This window comes from Tundrisphaera lichenicola (assembly GCF_051175385.1).
GTDB lineage: Bacteria > Planctomycetota > Planctomycetia > Isosphaerales > Isosphaeraceae > Tundrisphaera > Tundrisphaera lichenicola.
In genome coordinates this window covers 5,510,853-5,529,184 of the sequence record NZ_CP195106.1, presented here as the reverse complement: position 1 = coordinate 5,529,184, position 18,332 = coordinate 5,510,853, and the positions used below count along the sequence as shown (strand labels likewise).

The window sequence follows — 18,332 nt, the reverse complement described above, 5'->3', positions numbered from 1 at the left end:
ACCGGCCCTGATCCGACGCGGTGCAACCACCTTGATCTCACGGAGGGCCTACCCATGTTCATCGCCTCGCTCGTCTGGGTCGTGCTCGCCCAGGTCCCGACGACCCCGCTCGCGGGCACGGTCGTCGGGCCGGGGGGGGAGCCGGTGGTCGGGGCCGATCTGATCCTGGTCGGCCTCCCGAGCTACGAAGCGCCCATCGTGGCGACGGGAAAGTCGGGCGATGGCGGGCGATTCTCGCTCGACCGACCGGCTAATCTCGCGGGCGACCATCACCCGCAGCGGGCGCCGATTCTCTGGGTGAGGAAGCCGGGCTTTCGGGTGTCGGCGACCCGCTTCCCGGAATCGTTGCCGAAGCCGGATGCGCCGATCAGGATCGTCCTGGAACCTCCCGGCAACGCTGAAGTCCGCGTCGAGGCGCCGGACGGTCGCCCCTTGGTCGGCGTCAAGGTCTTACCCGAACGGCTCAAGGCCCACTTCACGAACCTCCCCGACGCCCTCGCCGAACTCTGCTCGGCGACGACCGGCACTGACGGCCTTGCCGTCCTCGATTCCGTCACGCCGGATGAACTTGCGTACGTTGACGTCCATTCCCGCGAGCTGGGCATCCAGGGACGGCCGATCGTCCCGGGCCCCGGCAAGCCCGCCGTGATCGCGATGAGGCCGGCCTCGACCTGGAAGGGGCGGCTCTCGGGCGAGGATCCCAAGAATGCCCGAGGATGGAAAATCCGCGCCTGGACCCGAGTCGGCGCCAGCCCAACGCCGAGCCCCAGACGACCGGCTTCGCGGAGGTGACCACAGACGACGAGGGGCGATTCTCCCTTGCCCCGATCGCCGTCGGTGGGCTCCAGCTCGACCTCAAGCCGCCTGTTGATCTACCGGTCGCGGTCGACCTCCCTCAAGGCCTCTCCATCCGCGAAGGTCGCGAGGATTCGGTGGACATCCCGCTCAAAAGGACCGTCACCATCACCGGCCTGTTCCTCGAACGGGGCACCGGCAAGCCCGTGCCGGGGATCACCGTCATGCTGATCGACATCGGAGGCAATCGGAACGGGAGCTTGAGCGTCAAGACCGACGAGCGGGGGCGTTACACCTTCCAGAGCCTCCCCGGGCTGGTCCGTGTCGGCCATTTCACCTTCCCGCCGACCCACGTCATGGCGCCCAGCCAGGGATGGGAGGACTTCACCGTACCCGAACCGCCGAAGGTCATCGAGCTGGCGACGAGGGAGGCCTTGCTTGCCGCCCCGCCGCTCCGAGGAAAGGTCGTCGACGAGGCCGGCCAGGCCGTCCCGGGCGCGACGGTCCAGGCTTCGTGGATGCTCGCCGGGGGGGACGGATCCAGCAGCGGGACGGTTCTTGCCAAGTCCGACGAGGAGGGCCAATTTACCCTGGAGGGGCTCGGACCCGGATCCACCGTGACGATCACGGCCAGGCTCCGGGGACAGCAGAATCAGGCCCCGGTCAGCGTCCAGGCCGGCGATCCCGGCCCGGTGACGGTCGCGATCGCGGTCACGCCGGTGCTCGCGGTGGGCGGTCGACTGCTCGGACCAAGCGGGGCGCCCCTGGCCGGGATTCCGATCCGGGTCCAATTCCGGGTCCCCCGGGATAACTTCCAGGGCTTTCCCGAACAGGCCCGATTCGAAGACAACCCCGAGATCAAGACCGGCCCCGACGGCACCTTCAAGACCCCGAAGGAGTTGGAGAGGAAGCCGAGCGAATTCCGCGTGGAAGTCGTCGCCGAAGGCTTTTTGCCCGGTCGGACCCCTTGGGTTCCCTCTCCAGCGAGCGACCTCCTCACGCTCCCCGACCTGGTCCTCAAGCGGTCGAGGGGAATCCGGGTCGTCACGGGCCGGGTCGTCGACCGGGACGGGAGGCCGATCCCGGGGGCCTCGGCCTCGCAAGGGGGCGACGGGCCGAGGTGGACCTCTACCAAAGCCGATGCCGAGGGCCGGTTCCGCCTGACCGGGGTGGCGGGGGGAGAAGCCATCGTGCTGGCCGAGGCGCCGGGGTTCCGTGATGGAGGCGCGATCGTCCGGGACGGGGTCGAACCGATCGAGATTCGCCTGGCCCGCGAGTCCGAACCCCCGGTCGAGGCCCTGAAATCGTTACCATCGCTTCTCTCCAGGCCCCAGGAGCGTGCCCTCGCCCGCGAGATCCTGGAGCCGGTCCTCCCGGTGGCCCGCTCGGGATCGCTCGGGATCGTGAATGCCTCGGTGATCCCGGCCCTGGCGAGGGTCGACCCCGACCGGGTCCTCGACATGATCGAGGCCCGCGTGATCGGCCCGACCGGAAACACGGCCGTCGGCGATCCTTTCGGTCCGCTGATCGAGGCCGCGCTCGCCCAGTTCGAGGACGACCCGGCCCGGGCGATGGCCACGATCGGGGACGACCTCGACCCGGCCTCGAGGGCGGCCGGCTGGCTCGCCCTGGAGGAATTCGGTCCGCGAACGGATCGGGCTCGCCGCGGAGAACTTCTTGGTCTCGCGCTGGCCGACGTCCACCGGTCCGGCGACTCCGAAGCGAAGGTCCGGCTCCTCGGCCGGATCGCCGACCGCTGGCTCGAACTCGGCTCGGTCGAGCGGGCCCGGCCCCTCCTGCTCGAAGGGAAGGGGATCATCGACGCCCGGCCGAAGGACCGCTGGTCCTTCGAACTCGAGGAGTTTGCCGAGTCCCTGGCCGCGATCGACCTCCCGGCCGCCCTGGCCCTCTTCGAGCGTCGAGGTTGGACCAACGTCTCGCCGACCGACGCCGCTACGCTCAACCGCCACAAGGGGCAGGCCGCCATCCGACTGGCCGCCATCGATCCCGCCGAGGCCGAGCGGCTGATCGGTCCGCCCACTCCCGATTTCTACGAGCGGCCTGGGGTCGTCCTGCGTGTCGCCCGAAAGATGGCGACCCTCGACCTGGATCGGGCCCGGCGGATCCTCGAGACCATCGACGACGAGTCGGGACCCGGCACCTCGCCAAACCCTGCACTCGTGCCGTTCGGTCTTGGTGCGATCGCCGATGCGTTGTCCGGGACGGACCCGGCCAGGGCCAGAGGATTATTGGTCGAAGCCTTCGGCGGCCTCCGCAAGATTGCGGTCGAAGGCAGCCCCGGGCAGGGACAGCCCTCCATCGCCAACCTGATGGCCGAGCTGCTACCGGTCGTCGAGCGAATCGAACCCGACCGGCTCGCCGAGCGGATTTGGCTCCTCGCGGCCTCGCGGGCCCCATCGGTCCAGGAACCCGGGGCGCAGGAGATCGAGGGGACGTTCGCCCTGGCGATGCTCGTCACTCGCTATAACCGGGCGGTTGCCGACGCGATCGCCGCCCCCGCTCTCGAACGACTGCCCGACTTCCTGGTGGACTCGAACGGGTCATATAGCAACAACTTGGCGACGATCTTCAAGAGCCTGGCCGCCTACGATCCGCGGGCGATCGTCCCCTTACTCCGATCGTTGCCCGAGACGACCCGAGTGCCGCCACCGGAGCGCGACACCTGGACCGCCGCCAGTATCGAGGCCCAGTTCCGCCTCGCCGCCGCGCAGATCCTCGGCTTCCCGCCCGAGGCCAGGCCGAGGGAAGCAGGCCGGATCGGGAATTTCCTCCTGCCCTATCGCCTGGACGACTGACATTAGGCGGGCATCCGGTCACGATTCCGCGGAAGTTGGTCGAACCCGACACGGAGGAGCATCGATGAGCATTGGTTCGTCGCCGATCGCCGGACACCCGGCCCGCGGTTGGTCCGCTCGCCCTTTATGGGTCGCGACGCTTGTTTCGATCGCGGTCGCGTCGGTCCTGGCCCAGCAGTTTCGGCCTGCACCGAAGTTCGAGGGGAAAGCGATCCCCGAGCCGCCGGAGCAGGGCCGTCCCTGGACCGCACCCGAGACGACCCTGCCGAAGTTCCTCCTCACCGCGACGGCCGACCTTTTCGATCAAGGGATGCCCGACCCCAGGGGGTGCGAATACCGCGATGTCGAAATCGGTAACTTCACCATCACGAGGGCACGCGGTTTCGTCCTCCCTGAGCGTTCAGACGTTCCCGGTCGATTCGTCGTCTGCTGGGACGGCTTGCTCTATCCCGCCCTCACCATCGGCGAGCCGGCGGACCTCGACAGGGACATCCGGGACCTGGCCGACTCCCTCAGGCAGGCGAAGGAAGCCGCAAAGACGGATCGGTTTGCCCGGGGGGCTTACTGGGGCTTCCGCGGCAAGGGCCAGGATTACACCGGGATCGCGGGCGTCCAGAACACATCGCCGATCAAGCTCTGCCTGCTGCTCCGGCTCGGGCGTGCCGACCTGGCCGAGTCCCTCTTCGCCGCCGGGACGCCCTGGACGCCCGGGCCCCGGGCCCGCGACCTGACGAACTACGGGATCAGCTACCTGACCCTGGCAACCGACTGGGCGGGATCGGCCTTCGGACGGATGGTCGAGGCCCATGCGAGGGGCGTCGACGTGATCGCCCTCGATACCGCTCGAAGGTTGGCGAAGTTTCGAGTCCTGGCCACGGCCAGGTTCGACGCGCTGGGCTTCCCCCGGCCGGATCCGCAGGGCCGCTTCGGCCTCGATCCCGCCGGCCGATTCCCCTTCCTCGGACAGCTGGACGACTTGCTCGGAGACCAAGAGCGGAGGGCGAGGATGCCGGCCCGGGGGCCGATCCCCGGGAAGGGCGGCGACCCCACCGCCCGGGTCGCGGCCCTGATCCGCGATCTCGACCAGATCGACGAACAGCAGATGATGTCGCCGGGCTCGGCCCATCCGGGCAGCTCGCCGCTGGTGAAGGACCTGATCGCCGAGGGGGACCCGGCTGTCGAGCCCCTCCTGACGGTCCTGGAGTCCGACGATCGGCTCACGCGGTCGGTCAGCAACGGCAGGGGAATGATGATCGACCGCTTTGTCCACCCGGTCCACGAGGCCGCGTTCGCGGCCCTGATTGGAATCCTCAAGACTCAGGAATTCGATGACCGGCGTTCCTTCGGCTGGCAAAAGGCCGACCCAGCCGCGCGAAAGTCCCTCGCGAGCTCGATCCGCCAGTTCTGGGAGAAGACGCGCTCGATTCCGCTGGCCGAGCGGTGGTATCGGACTCTGCTCGACGACTCGGCCGTTTCGGCCCGCTGGCTGGAAGCGGCCGGCGGGATCGTCAGCATGGAGGTCGAAGCGGGGGTCCCGTACCCCAAGCCCGGCACCAGGCCGATGCGAGGGGAGCCGTTGCGGGACGGGCGGGACCCGAGCGTCACCGCCTTGATGCTCCGGCGGTCCGATCAGATCAGGCGCACGGGGAACCCCCAGACGTCCCACGACCCGGGTTTCAACGGAGCCTGCCAGATGGGTTCTTTCCTGGCGGCCTGGGATGAAAAGGCGTCGCTACCCCTCCTGAAAGCCCTGAGCCGGGAATGCCGGACTCGGTCCGACCGCTGGCGAGGCGAGCAGAACCAGCAGAACCCCGACCAGAACCTCGCGTCGTCACTGGCCAGGTTCACCCAGATCCGGGTCAAACAGGGCGACCTTGAGGCCCTCGACGAGTACGCCTCCTGGCTCCGCACGACCACGCCGAAGATGCTCGAATACGGGACCTTCGAAGCATTGAAGCCGCTCCTGGACCGGCCCGATCACCCGAGCCTGGCCTCGGCCGCGGTCTGGCTGTTCAACGATCCGAAGTCGCCCTGGGTTCCGCTCCTCCCCGAGGCCCGGGGGGAACTGTCGCCGCACTTCCAGAACCTCTTCGCATCGCCACTCATCGTCGTCTCCGGATTCCGCCGGGGGGTGATCGCCGCACTGGCGGACAGGACCCCGCTAGGAACCCTGGAGCGGAGCGCGAATGGCACCATCCAGCGTAAGATCAAGGGCGTGCCGACGATGAGCTACGGATCGAACAACCTCGACCTGGAAGGGGTCGCGATCGGCCGAGAGTACCCATTCCGGGCCTGCGACGACCTCGCCTCGCAGGTCTCGGGCCTCGAAGGCTCCCCCCCGTGCGAACTCTTCTGGCCCGAAGCCCGCCGAGACGAGGCCGTGGCCGCGTGCGTGGGCTACCTGACCCGGTATGGAGCCAACTTCACGACCGAGTCCCCACCCGGCGTTCATGACTTTCCCACCCCCAAGACGCACCTCATGTTTCCGAACCTCGGGAGGCCGGCGACCCCCGAGGACGTGGCATCGGCCCGGGCAATCTTCTCGCTCGAAGGGCAAGGAGAGACGCGGTTGATTAATTTGTCCGGACTTCCTCAGAAAGCTCGGTGGGTCATCCTGAAGGATACTCCGATCGACCTGACCTCTCAGGACGGCGTCACCCGCCGCGAATACGATTCCGACGGCTACGTCTGGCAGGCCGAGGAGGTCCGCCAAGGGGACGTTTGGGAGAGGTACTATGGCTTCGTGGGCCACCACATCATCGCCCGCGCCCCCGCCTCCGAGGTCGAGTTCACCAACCTGTTTGGACCCTGGTGGGTCCTTAAGGGGGGGCTACAAGCCCGGCTCGAACTGGTCGAGCCCCGCGCGGCCGGGTTCGAGCCGGGCCAGTCCATTCGGGTGGCCTTGCACCTCCAGAACCGGCTCGGGGTCACCCGGTCGAGCCCGACGGAGTTCGCCCGAGCCGCCCCCGACGGCAAGCCCGCCTTGCGGAAAGGGGCCAACCTCTCGCTCTGGCGGTCGACGGGCCGGGGATCGAGGTCGGACTTCAACCAGTCCCAGGCCAACGACCCCGTCGAGCCGATTCGTGATGTCCACTTCGACCCGGGCGATGGATCACGTTCGCTGGAGCCCCTCGAGTCCTTCGAGGCGATGCGGCTGGACCTGAACGACTGGTTCAACCTCTCGAAGCCCGGGCGGTATCGCCTCCGGGCGACTTTCGAGGCCGACTCCGGGGTCGGCGAGGGCTCGGCGAGCGAGGTCTATTTCCAGGTTCTCAGCGACGAATGAGGTCTGGAAGGGGACGAGGGGAGATCCGTGTTTTAATACATTCATCGAAGTTCGACGCTAGAAACGAAATCGGCCACCCCGGCGAGCCATCAGGCCCGCCGGGGTGGCAATTGGAGCGGTCGGAGAGGTTCTCGAGCCGTTTTGCCTCAGCGGCCCTGGCGGGCTCGTTCGCGGAACTCCTCGCTGGAGAGGAAGCCCACCGCCACGGTGGTGGCCGATCCGTTCGGGACCGAGAGTTGGGCCGCCCATCGGGCCGATGATGGGTCCGGCTGTCTTCGTAGGAACGAAGAGTAGAAGCTCGTCACGATCCGGTCTACCGCCTCGGGCGAGTGGACGAAGTAGGCCTCGACGGCCCGCCGGCTCATCCCCGAGGCCAATCTGGACTCCCAGGCCGCCTGGCCCGAGGCCTCGGCTTGACGCCCCAGGACATCCAGATAGAGGTCTCTCACGTAAAGAGATGGGTCCTGGTGAGCGGACTGGTATTCCTTCGAGGCGAGGAAGCCCTGGACCACCTTCTCCTCGGGAACTCCGGAGAGGAGCTGCTTGACCCAGTAGATCGAAGACGGGTCGGGGGCCCGGTGGAGGAACTGCTGATAGTAGGTCACCACCTGATGGATGCGGTGCTCCGGAGAGTTGACGAAACCATGGGCCACCTGTTGACGGGTCATCCCCTTGCGGATCAGTCCCAGCCACGCCGCTACTTCAGGTTCGCCGCCATTTCGCCCCAGCACGGCGCGGTAGAGCGATTTGACGAAGGCCTCATCGGCGTTCGCCGGTGGGCTACTCTGGGCGGGGTCGGGTACCACCGGGATTGGTGCGATCGGCGAGATCGGCGTTACGCCGATGTTGAGGTTCCCATCCCCATCGGTGTTGAACTGATCCACGACATAGCGGAGGCTTGCGTCCCGATTCGCAGCCTCGAAGATCCCCGCCGAGCCCTGGGCTACCTGTGGTAGTGCGAAGAAGCCCTGGGAATCGGTCGTGGCGGTCGGTTCGCCCGAGTCGAGGACTCCATTTCCGTTGATATCGGCAAAGACCACTCGACCGGGCAAGCCGGGCTCGGCGGAGCCGGGTCGCCCGCTCGAGTCGAGATCCAGATAAACCCGCCCGACGACTCCGGTAAGAGTCTGAATCGAGGAAGAGGCCCCGGCCGAGGATATACCCCCGCTCGAGAATACGGCGGAGAAGTCGTGTTGACCCGCCGAGAGCGTGCCGACGTTCAGGCTCGCCATCCCGTCCACCACCGTCACGATGCCCAGCAGCGTCTCTCCGTCGAAGAACGAGACGGTGCCGTCGACGCCGGGATCGCCCGGCGAAGTCACGACCACCTTGGCCGCCAGGATCGTGCCCTGGGGAGTTGTGGTCGCGATCAGGGTCGTCGAGGTCACGGTCGGCACGACCTGGACCGAGACGGGGGTTTCCGAGGTAGCTGTCGAGTAATTAGCGTCTCCGGAATAGACCGCTCGAATGACATGATTGCCGACCATGAGGGCCGAGGTCGGAAGGCTGGCCTGCCCCGAGACGACGCCAGGATTGGCCAGTGCGCCGGATCGGAGGCCCTGTGCCAGGAGATTCCCCTGCACCAGGGAGACCAGCGGCACCGTTCCCAGGAAGATCTGCCCGTCGTAGAAACTGACGGTTCCGGTCATGGACGCATTGCCGACGGCGGTGGCCGAGAAGGTGGCCGTCAAGATCACATTCTGGCCGTAGAAGGTCTGAGGGGCCGAAGAGATAACCTGGCCGGCCTGCGACTCGGCTTGAGTCGTGGTCAAGACCGTCGAGCCGAAGATCCCCGCGTCCGAGGCATCGGCGACGGAGAGAGTCCGAGAGCCGGGATTGGCGAAGGTGATCAGGAAGCTTCCTACGCCATCGACCAGCGCGGCGTTGGCGGGCAGCAGGTCGTTGATGAGACTGCTGGCGAAGTGGACCGGCCCGTTGTAATTACTGACCACATGCCCAAGCACGTCGAGCCCGGTGACTGTGATCCGGAACTGGTATCCGGAAATGGCTTCGTAAGTGACGCCGAGGCTCACTACACCGGCGACGTCCGAGGGGACGATCGAAACCGTCGGGGGTGCCAGATTGCCGCCGAAGTCGATCGCGGTGCCGCTGGCCAGGGACAGCCCAATCGTCCCCACGCCGCTGATCCCGGAGATCGTGATCGTACGCGTGTTGCCATCGCCCGCCACCTCGATCGAGACGTAGCCGACACTGCCCGAGGTCTGCACCGAGACGTCCCCGGAGGCCAGACTGATCTCCAGAGGGCTGGCGTCGGTATACGTGACGACGAAAACCGCCGAGTTGCCGGTGATCGGCACGGTCGGGCCTTCAATCGATACCGAGGGGGCCACGTTGTCGACCTGGACGGGGGATGACGGACCGAAGGCTGCGGCCTGGTTGATGTAATCGGTCGCCGTGCCGGCCGCCAGGCTGATGCTCAGGGTGCCATTCCCTGAGATTCCCGAGAGGGTGACGGTCCGAGTGCTGCCCGAACCGGTCACGCTGATCGAGGAGGCGGCCGCCGTCCCGGTCGCGTTGACCGTCACGTCGGATGCCGTCAGCGTGGTGGTGAACTCGTAGAGATCGGAGTAAGTGACGATGAAACTCACTGGTCCCGCACCCGTGACCGCCACCGAAGGAGTCGAGATCGTCACCGAGGGCGCCGTGTTATCGACCACGAACGTCTCGCTGGGGTTGGTCGCCAGTGAGCCGTTGATGGAATCGCTCGCGATGCCGGCCGCCAGGCTGATGCTCAGGGTACCATTGCCGGTGATCCCCGAGAGGGTGACGGTCCGCGTGCTGCCCGAGCCGGTCACTGTGATCGAGGAGGCGGCCGCCGTCCCGGTCGAGTTGATCGTCACGTCGGATGCCGACAGCGTGATGGTCAGCGAGTTTTCGTCGATGAAAGTGATGTCGAAGCTGATCGGACCCGAGCCGGCATTGGGATAGGAGGGGAGCGAGATCGACACACCGGGGGCGGAATTGTCTACGACGAAGGTACTCGAGGGTGAGCTCGCCCCGGTCGTATTCGCGCCATCGGTGGCGGTCCCGGCGTCCAGGCTGATGCCCAACGTCCCATCGCCGGTGATTCCCGAGAGGGTGACGGTCCGAGTGCTGCCCGAGCCGGTCACGCTGATCGAGGAGGCGGCCGCCGTCCCGGTCGAGTTGATCGTCACGTCGGATGCCGATAGAGAGATCGAGGTGGCATCGGTATAGGTCACGACGAAACTAACCGAGGCCGTGCCCGTTATCGTCGCCGTTGGATCGCCAATCGCCAAGGTGGGCCCAATCGAAGGTGCAAGGGTCCAGAGTTCGGCGAAATCATTGGGCCCGGCGGCTGCGAAGAGGAGATTCCCCTCGACATTGACCAGATAGTTAGGCCCAGAACCGGTCGCCCCCGGAATGATGTCGTTGACGAGGACCGTCCCCGCTTCGGTTCCGTCGCTCTTCCACAACTCGAAACCGTGGATACTGTCATCGGCGTTGAAGTAGAGCGTACCATCGACATTGGCCAGGCTGATGAGGTTGGAACCTGGCGCCCCAGGGTTGATGTCCTTGACCAGTACAGTGCCGGCCTCGGTCCCGTCGCTCTTCCACAGCTCATACCCGGAGGAGCCGTCATTGGCTCGAAAATAGAGGGTGCCGTTGACGTTGGCCATGTAGTACGCGTACGAGCTACCGGCCGGGTTGATGTCCTTGACCATGAAGGTCCCGGCCTCGGTGCCGTCGCTCCTCCACAACTCGTGGCCGTAGACTCCGTCGTCCGCCTGGAAATACAGGATGCCGTTGACGTTGGTCGGACCATAAATGGAGGAATTGTCACCGCCCGGGTAGATGTCCTTGACCAGGACCGTCCCATCGGTGGTGCCGTCGCTCTTCCAGAGCTCGTAACCATTGGTCCCATCATCGGCGACGAAGAACAGAGTCCCGGAGATGTTGGTCAGGTATCTGGGGCTGCTGGAGGTGCCTCCGCCGGGGTTGATGTCCTTGACCATGACGGTACCGGCCTCGGTCCCGTCGCTCTTCCACAACTCGATGCCGTTGGTCCCATCCTGGGCATTGAAGTAGACGATTCCGTTGACGTTGGTCGAGAAGAAGGGGTTCGAGCTCAGGCTGCCCGGCCGGATATCCTTGACGATCGTGGTCCCGGCCTCGGTGCCGTCGGTCGTCCACAACTCGCACCCGCTGCCTTCCTGGATGGCGGCGAAGAAGAGCTTCCCGTTGGCGTTGACGAACGAGAACGGCGACGACGATCCGGCGCCGAACTCGATGTTCTTGACCATGAAGGTCCCGGCCTCGGTGCCGTCGCTCCTCCACAGTTCGGAGCCATTGGACCCGTCGTCGGCGGAGAAGTAAAGGATCCCGTTGACGTTGGTCAAGTAGGACGGACTCGAGCTGTCACCGCCCGGGTTGATGTCCTTGACCAGGGAGGTCCCGGCGGTGGTCCCATCGCTCTTCCAGAGTTCGTACCCACTGCTGCCGTCGGTAGCCACGAAGAATGTGACCCCGTTAACATTCGTCAAATAATGAGGCACGGAACCCGACGAACCGGGCTGGATGTCCTTCACCTTGCTCACCGAGAGCGACCTGGTGACGGTGGCCGACCAGGCCTCTCGACCGTGGATCCCGTCGTTGGCGGTGAAGAAGAGGGTACCCCCCACGTTCATCAGGTTCTGGGGATAGGAGTCGCCGCCGACGTTGAGATCCCCAACCATGACGGTACCGGCCTCGGTGCCGTCGCTCCTCCAGAGTTCCTGGCCGTAGACCCCGTCGTTGGCGCGGAAGAACAGCGTCCCGCTCACATTCACGAAATCGCCGAGGTACAGGTTGTTGGTCACGTTGCTCGGCGCGATCTGCTCGACCATGGCCGTGCCGCCAAGAGTCCCGTCGCTCCGCCAGAGTTGCCGGCCATTGATCCCGTCACCGGCGACGAAATAAAGGGTACCGTTGACGTTCGTGAGATTCTGGGGATTGCCCGCGTCGGGCCCCGGGTTGATGTCCGCCACCATCACCGTCCCGTCGGACGTCCCATCGGTCTTCCACAACTCTCGGCCGGTCGAGCCGTCGGCGCCGAAGAAAAGCGTGCCGTTTACGTTCTCGAACTGGGCCGGGAAGATGAACGAGCCGCTCGTGGGTACAACCTGAGAGGTACCGGCCTCGGTGCCGTCGCTCTTGAAGAGCGCGTTTCCGCTCGTCCCGTCGTTACCGAAGAAGAATAACTGCCCGCTGACGTTGGTGAAGTAGCGGAACTGGGTGTCGCCTGCGCCCGAGTTGAGATCCTTGACCAGTACGGTACCGGCCTCGGTCCCGTCGCTCTTCCAGAGCTCGTAACCGTGGGTCCCGTCGTTGGCCTTGAAGTACATCGTCCCGTTGACATTCGCCGCGCCCGCTTGTGCGCCGCCGCTCCCGCCACTGGGCCTGGAGCTTGTGCCGCCCGGGTTGATGTCCTTGACCAGCACGGTGCCGGCCTCGGTCCCGTCACTCTTCCACAGCTCGTAACCATTGGTCCCGTCGTTGGCCGAAAACATCAGGACGCCATTTACGTTGGTCAGCAACGATGGGTCCGAGCCGGTTCCGCCGGGGTTGATATCCTTGACCAGTACGGTGCCGGCCTCGGTCCCGTCGCTCTTCCACAGCTCATATCCGCCGGACCCATTATCGGCGGCGAAGAAGAGAGTTCCATTAACGTTAGTTTGCCCGAAGGGATAGGCACTTCCGCTGCCCGGATTAATGTCCTTAACCAGGACGGTCCCGGCGGTGGTCCCGTCGCTCTTCCAGAGTTCGTACCCGTTCGCCCCGTCGTTCGCGGTGAAGTACTCGACTCCGTTCACGTTCGCAACGCTGTAGATGCTCGAACCGCCGGGGCCAGGATTAATGTCCTGGAGCAATGAGGCGGTGACGCTGATGGCCATCAGCGAGCGGTTTTCCAGGTCCTCGATCCGAGGCGCGACATGCCTGCGTCGTGACGGGGGCGAATTTCGATGCTTCGGCGCTGGTTGACGACGCTGGCTCATGAGATACTCCGTCGGGTCGATTAGTCGGCTGTTACGGTCGGCTACCGAATCGGAGAGGCCGGGGATGCCTCCCGCGTTGGAGGTGCGAAATAACCCCGGATCGGCGCCATGTCGAAACGCTAGTACATCGATTGCGATGTAGAAGGGTAAATTTGATCCAGAGCGAGACGACCGGCCGTCGGCTGTCGGTCCCCTGCGCCCGAGATCGGCGAAAATAAGAATGGCGAGGCATGCCTTCATGCGAAAGGCCCGCCTCGCCGATGCCCACCCAGTCCTCATCGAGATTTCGCAAAGGGTCTACCGGCTCATGACAACTCACGACATCCAGCAGTGTGAGGGTCCCGAGTCAGTCCCCGCTCCCGATCTCGTGCTCATGCTGGGAGAGGGCAGGGCACCTTGCTCGACGACCTCAAACGGCTCAGGCTGGCGTCGCCACAGGCTCCAAGGTCTGCTTCGGGCTCGGGACGAGCCAGACCGTCTGGGCGCCGTCGATTTCGGGCAACGGGCCGGACAGTGACGGATTTCGCACACCCGGCAGCAATTTCACGTCGAAGATTTCATCGACCCCGGAGTGGAAATTCAGCCCGGCCACGAGCTTTCCCGACCGGACGTCGACCACCGCCAAGCCGCACCTCAGCCGTTCGCGATGTTCGGCGATGGGGATGCCGTTGAAGACCGAGGTCTCGCGGATCTTCGAAAGTCCGATGAAGGCATAGGGGCCGTACATGGCCAGCCCTCGCGTATACCCGTCGAGTTGGGCCACCGGCTCGGCCCGTCCGGTCTCAAGATCGACTTTCGAGAGTCGGCCATGTCCGGAGTCGAGGACCCAGAGTTCCTTGCCGTGGAATCGCGGCGAATGCGGCATGGCCAGGCCGCGAGCGACAACCTCTCCGCTCGGGACATCGATGATGCAGCCGCTGGTGGCCTTGGTCGGCCGCCACCCCGCCGCAGTATCGGTCTCGGACATGACCGTCACGAAACGTGGCCGGTGGTCCTCCATCGCGATCCCGTTGAGGTGGCAGCGGTCCTCGGCGGCCAATTCACTGATGAATGAGGGTCGCCAGCGTGGGACGAAGCTGTAGTCATCTCCCAGGGTGCACAGGCACGAAAACAGGGTGTTGACGACCCACAGCTCGTCGTCGGCCCAGGCCATTTCATGGACGTGGATGTTTCCGGTGTAGTGGGCCGTCCGCGTCAAGAAGCACGAGTCGTAACGCCCCGCCGGTTCGATCCTGGGTGCCAATTCCGGGGCCGAGTTGAGGATCCAGACCTGGCGTCGCGATCCGACGGCCAGTCGTCGAGGGTGAGGGGCCAGCCCCATCGCCTGCTCGAAGTGGTGAAACGAGAAAACGGGAGCCCCATCCTGGACGCCCACTGTCAGGACTTTACCGGCCTGATAAGTCGACATCATCAACGAGACTCCCAGGCCCTGCAACACGTCGGCCAGGTTCGGGGTGTGCTCGTAGCGAACGGGGATCGGGGCCTTCGGGTGGGGTTCGGACATCTATCACTTCCTTGAGCAAGGTGTGGGGTGAGTGGATCCTGGGTCCAGAAACTTCAGTCGATGTCGCCATCTGAGGCTGATGGGATTTCGAATACAGACCGAACGTCACCAGTTGCCGGCCTCTCTCGGCCGTCTCATAGTGAGACCATAGGAAATGGAAAGTACCGGAGGCGACGAAATGCGGATGGTTTGGCACGATTCGCGGGAAGGAAGGCCGGCATGTTGATTCGAGACGAGCAGGCCCGGGTCGGGACCACCCATGTCGTTGCCGCGACGCTCTCGACTCGCAGGCCCGATGCTCTCCCGTCCTCAATCGAGGAAGCCGAATCACTCCGCAGGGCCGACCGGCTCGTCGAGGCCGAGGCTTGTTACCGCCGGGTCCTGGCCGCAGACCCGTCCATTGCCGAGGCCTGGCACCGGCTTGGCGAGTTGATACGACAGTCCGGCCGGGCCATCGAGGCCATCGAACCAGCCCGTCGAGCGGTCTCGCTACGTCCCGACTCGGCCGAGTATCACCGCTCGCTCGGCCTGGCAGCCCTGGCGGCCGGTCGGCTCGATGAGGCGGGAGCCGCCCTCCGACAAGCGCTCAATTGCCAGCCGGGCCGGGTTGATGGCCTGAACGAGTTGGGAATCGCACTGGCTCGTGCGGGCCGCCCCGAGGACGCCTTGGCTTGCCTGAGTGTGGCCATCCGACACCGGCCGGAACTGCCCGCCGCCCACCAAAACCAGGGGGTCTTGCTCCGTCGCATGGGCCGGATCGAAGATGCCGAGCGAGCCTTCCTGAGGGCGAGTTGTCTCGACCCTCTCGCGATCGAGGCCCAACTGGCCCTCGGGCAGCTCTGGCGGGAGCAAGGCCGTTTGACGGAAGCTTTGGTCGCGTACGCTAACGCGACTCGCTTCCACCCCTCCCGTGGTGAGGGGCACAGGGGGCTGGGCCAGGTCCTTTCCGATCTGGGCCGGGCCACCGAGGCCGTCGACGCCTTCCGGCAGGCTCTGGATCGGATGCCTCGCGACGGCGAAACCCTGAATGACCTGGGCAATTCCCTCCGCCAGATCGATCGACTTGACGAGGCGGTCGCCGCTTACCGGCAGGCTCTCCGGGTCGCCCCCGATTTCTCTCCTCCGCTTTCAAACCTCGGCAACCTTCTCGCCGAGGAGGGGAGGACGGAGGAGGCACGAGAATCCTACCGACGTTCCCATGAGTCCCGCCCCCTGGACCGGCTCCGGGTGCTCGGCGACCTCTTACTCCCGGTCGTGTACGATTCGGTCGAGCACATCGAATCCGCCCGCGCACGATTCGTTGAGAATCTCGATCGCCTCCATGCCGACGGGATCGAGATCGATACGTCCCGCGAACTGATGCCGACCCACTTTTACCTGGCCTACCATGGCCGGAACGACCATGAGTTACATGCCTCGGTCGCCCGGCTTGCCAAGGCCTCGCCTCAGATCGACCTCCGCAGGAGGCCGAGGACCGGGCGCAAGATCCGGGTGGGGTTCCTATCCAGTTACCTCCGGTCCCACACCATCGGTCAGCTGAATCATGGCCTGATCGCGGGACTGGATCGTTCACGTTTCGAGGTGGTTGTGCTATCGGCCGGTGGGGCCCCGGATCCCGGGCTCGGCGACCGGATCCGTCGCAGTGCCGATCGGTTCGTTCCGGTCTCTTCCCATCTCGAGGCCGCCCTCCAGACGGTCGCCGGGCAAGAGTTGGACGTTCTCTACCTGACCGACATCGGAATGGATACGCTCACTTACACGATGGCCTTCAGCCGGCTGGCGCCCGTCCAGTGCGCCACCTGGGGACATCCCGTGACGACCGGCTTGCCTTCGGTCGATTATTTCCTGTCGAGCCAAGATCTGGAGCCCGAAGGTAACGAGTCCCACTACTCAGAGAAACTTGTGAGGCTCCCGCGTCTGGGAGTTCGTTACGAACGTCCGATTCTCAAAGGGCCAAAGCCCAGTCGGTCGGCCTTAGGGCTTCCGGAACGTCCGAACCTTTACGCTTGCCCGCAGACGCTCTTCAAGTTCCACCCCGAATTCGACGAGTTGTTGGGGGGAATCCTGCGGGCCGATCCCGACGGGCTTCTCGTCTTGATCGAGGGCAAGCATCCCCACTGGACCGATCTACTTCGCCGGCGCTTTGAACGGACCTTTCCGGATGTCATCGGTCGAGTGAAATTCCTGCCGAGGCTGGGGCGAGATGACTTCCTGGGCTTACTGGCGGTGTCGGATGTGATACTCGACCCGATTCACTTCGGCGGAGGCAACTCGAGCTACGAAGCCCTGGCGGCCGGGACCCCGATCGTGACCTTGCCTTCGCAATTCCTCCGAGGCCGATTGACCCACGCGATGTACCGTCAGATGGGGATGACCGGCCTCACGGTCCAGGATGCCGAGGAGTATATTCAAACAGCGGTGCGTCTCTGCAATGATCGCGATCTTCGACGTGAGGTCCGTCGTCAGATCGCCGAGACGCGCGGTGTCCTCTTCGAGGACGACGAGGCGGTCCGAGCTGTCGAACAGTTCTTGGACGCCGCCGTCTAGGGCTGAGGCAGAGGACCGAATCAGCCTCGGCCTGCACATCCGATGGTCTGTCGAACCGTTTCCCCAGACATTGGCCTTCCTACCAGGCTGGAAACAATGCGATCTCCACGGGTAGGAAAGGTACCTTCAGCAGTATGGCAATGATTGAGAAAATTGCCGCCGCGGAATGGCCAGCGGCGAAGAACGTGCTGCTCGGATGACGTCTTTATGAAGAGGTCGTCGCTCCAACCGCAGGAGCGGCGTCTCAAGGCGCTCCACTTTCACAATGTCGGTGACGGGGTCGCGGCTACTTGCCATCTCTTCGGACGTTGCCACCCCAAAAAGGCTTGGGGATCATAACCATTGATTTGGCAACCCATCCACGAAGTAGATCAAATACCGGCGGTGGGAGTCGAACCCACAAGAGGGTTACCCCTCGGAGGATTTTAAGTCCTCTGCGTCTGCCATTCCGCCACGCCGGCACATTCCCCAATCTGACACAGGCTCATTATCGAATAGACAAGGAGCTAGAGTTCGGGAGATTAACTCTCCGGATTGGTATCCCGATTCTCGACCACATCATTTCAGGTGGGTCGATCCGTCGTCCAGGGGTCTGTGGCGGATTACGGGTTCATCCGATCGTGTTTCCGCCATTGACCGACAGCCTTTGGCCGGTGATGAATCGTGCCGCATCCGAGGCCAGGAACGCGACGGCCTCCCCGATGTCGTCGGGAACTCCCATGCGCTTCATCGGGACTGCGGCCGCGTAGGCATCCTTCATCTCCTGGGAATCACCTGCGTGACGCTCGGTCGGTATCCACCCAGGGGCGACGAGGTTCACCGTGATCTGCCAGGGGGCCAGCTCATTCGCCCACGATCGGGTCAGGCCCAGTTGGGCCCCCTTGGCCTGGACGTAATTCGAGAATTGAGGAATTCCCTTCTCGAATACTTCCGAACCGATCTGGATGATCCGGCCCGACTTTCGCTCCTTCATCCCAGGTAGGACGGCCTTGGTGAGTAGGATCGGACTCTTCACGAAGAAGTCGAGCTGATCGAGGCAATCCTTCCAGGTCAGGTCTTCGATCCGGATGAATGGCTGGGGTCCGGTGGCATTGCAGACCAGGATGTCGATCGGGCCAAACCGCTTTTCGACCGCGGCGACCATCGACTTGACCTCGGTCTCGTCGCGGACATCGGCCTTGAATACCTCGGCCTCTCCGCCTTCCTTCTGGATCGCCTCAGCGACGGCTTTGGCCTTCTCGGGGCTCCCGAAGGTATTGACGGCGACCCTGGCGCCTCTCCGACCGAGGCTGGTTGCGATGGAAGCCCCCAGCCCTCGCGAGGCTCCCGTCACCAGTGCCACCTTGCCAGCCAGCTCGTTCGTCATGTTC

The 18,332-nt window shown here is 64.9% G+C and carries 7 protein-coding genes and 1 tRNA gene; 4 read left to right on the top strand and 4 right to left on the bottom strand.

Features of this window, described 5'->3' with window-relative positions:
* Positions 1 to 54 precede the first annotated feature (54 nt).
* The 3 genes from P12x_RS21625 (at position 55) to P12x_RS21615 (ending at position 6,897) form a co-directional block, all read left to right on the top strand.
* Entirely contained in the window at positions 55 to 792 is a 738-nt protein-coding gene (locus P12x_RS21625; RefSeq protein WP_435006866.1) for a hypothetical protein, read from the top strand.
* The gene (locus tag P12x_RS21620; RefSeq protein ID WP_435006864.1) at positions 717 to 3,611 is read left to right on the top strand and encodes a carboxypeptidase regulatory-like domain-containing protein; all 2,895 of its coding nucleotides are present in this window, start codon (positions 717 to 719) and stop codon (positions 3,609 to 3,611) included. The genes P12x_RS21625 and P12x_RS21620 overlap by 76 nt, the downstream gene beginning before the upstream one ends.
* Positions 3,612 to 3,675: 64 nt before the next feature.
* Positions 3,676 to 6,897 (top strand): hypothetical protein, encoded by a 3,222-nt coding sequence (locus P12x_RS21615; RefSeq protein ID WP_435006863.1) that lies wholly within the window; start codon positions 3,676 to 3,678, stop codon positions 6,895 to 6,897.
* Positions 6,898 to 7,043: 146 nt separating this feature from the next.
* Here P12x_RS21615 and P12x_RS21610 read toward each other — a convergent pair whose 3' ends face one another.
* Positions 7,044 to 12,911, bottom strand: a complete 5,868-nt coding sequence (locus P12x_RS21610) for an ELWxxDGT repeat protein (protein WP_435006862.1) — start codon at positions 12,909 to 12,911, stop codon at positions 7,044 to 7,046.
* A gap of 418 nt (positions 12,912 to 13,329) precedes the next feature.
* Complete coding sequence (locus P12x_RS21605; protein ID WP_435006861.1) at positions 13,330 to 14,415, bottom strand: TIGR03032 family protein; 1,086 nt, start codon at positions 14,413 to 14,415, stop codon at positions 13,330 to 13,332.
* 219 nt (positions 14,416 to 14,634) lie between these two features.
* Between P12x_RS21605 and P12x_RS21600 the strand changes: the two genes are divergently transcribed.
* Complete coding sequence (locus P12x_RS21600; protein ID WP_435006860.1) at positions 14,635 to 16,962, top strand: tetratricopeptide repeat protein; 2,328 nt, start codon at positions 14,635 to 14,637, stop codon at positions 16,960 to 16,962.
* A 376-nt stretch (positions 16,963 to 17,338) separates the two neighbouring features.
* Here P12x_RS21600 and P12x_RS21595 read toward each other — a convergent pair.
* Both P12x_RS21595 and P12x_RS21590 read right to left on the bottom strand, forming a co-directional pair.
* Positions 17,339 to 17,423, bottom strand: a tRNA-Leu gene (locus tag P12x_RS21595).
* A gap of 149 nt (positions 17,424 to 17,572) precedes the next feature.
* Positions 17,573 to 18,328 carry an SDR family NAD(P)-dependent oxidoreductase gene (locus P12x_RS21590; protein ID WP_435006859.1) on the bottom strand — a complete coding sequence of 252 codons (756 nt, stop codon included), beginning with the start codon at positions 18,326 to 18,328 and terminating at the stop codon, positions 17,573 to 17,575.
* Between the last annotated feature and the right edge of the window lie 4 nt (positions 18,329 to 18,332).

What these genes read in the sequence shown, in the direction of transcription:
- P12x_RS21625 (WP_435006866.1), top strand. Translation starts at nt 55, where the DNA reads ATGTTCATCGCCTCGCTCGTCTGGGTCGTGCTCGCCCAGGTCCCGACG.
- P12x_RS21620 (WP_435006864.1), top strand. Translation starts at nt 717, where the DNA reads ATGGAAAATCCGCGCCTGGACCCGAGTCGGCGCCAGCCCAACGCCGAG.
- P12x_RS21615 (WP_435006863.1), top strand. Translation starts at nt 3,676, where the DNA reads ATGAGCATTGGTTCGTCGCCGATCGCCGGACACCCGGCCCGCGGTTGG.
- P12x_RS21610 (WP_435006862.1), bottom strand. Translation starts at nt 12,911, where the DNA reads ATGAGCCAGCGTCGTCAACCAGCGCCGAAGCATCGAAATTCGCCCCCG.
- P12x_RS21605 (WP_435006861.1), bottom strand. Translation starts at nt 14,415, where the DNA reads ATGTCCGAACCCCACCCGAAGGCCCCGATCCCCGTTCGCTACGAGCAC.
- P12x_RS21600 (WP_435006860.1), top strand. Translation starts at nt 14,635, where the DNA reads ATGTTGATTCGAGACGAGCAGGCCCGGGTCGGGACCACCCATGTCGTT.
- P12x_RS21590 (WP_435006859.1), bottom strand. Translation starts at nt 18,328, where the DNA reads ATGACGAACGAGCTGGCTGGCAAGGTGGCACTGGTGACGGGAGCCTCG.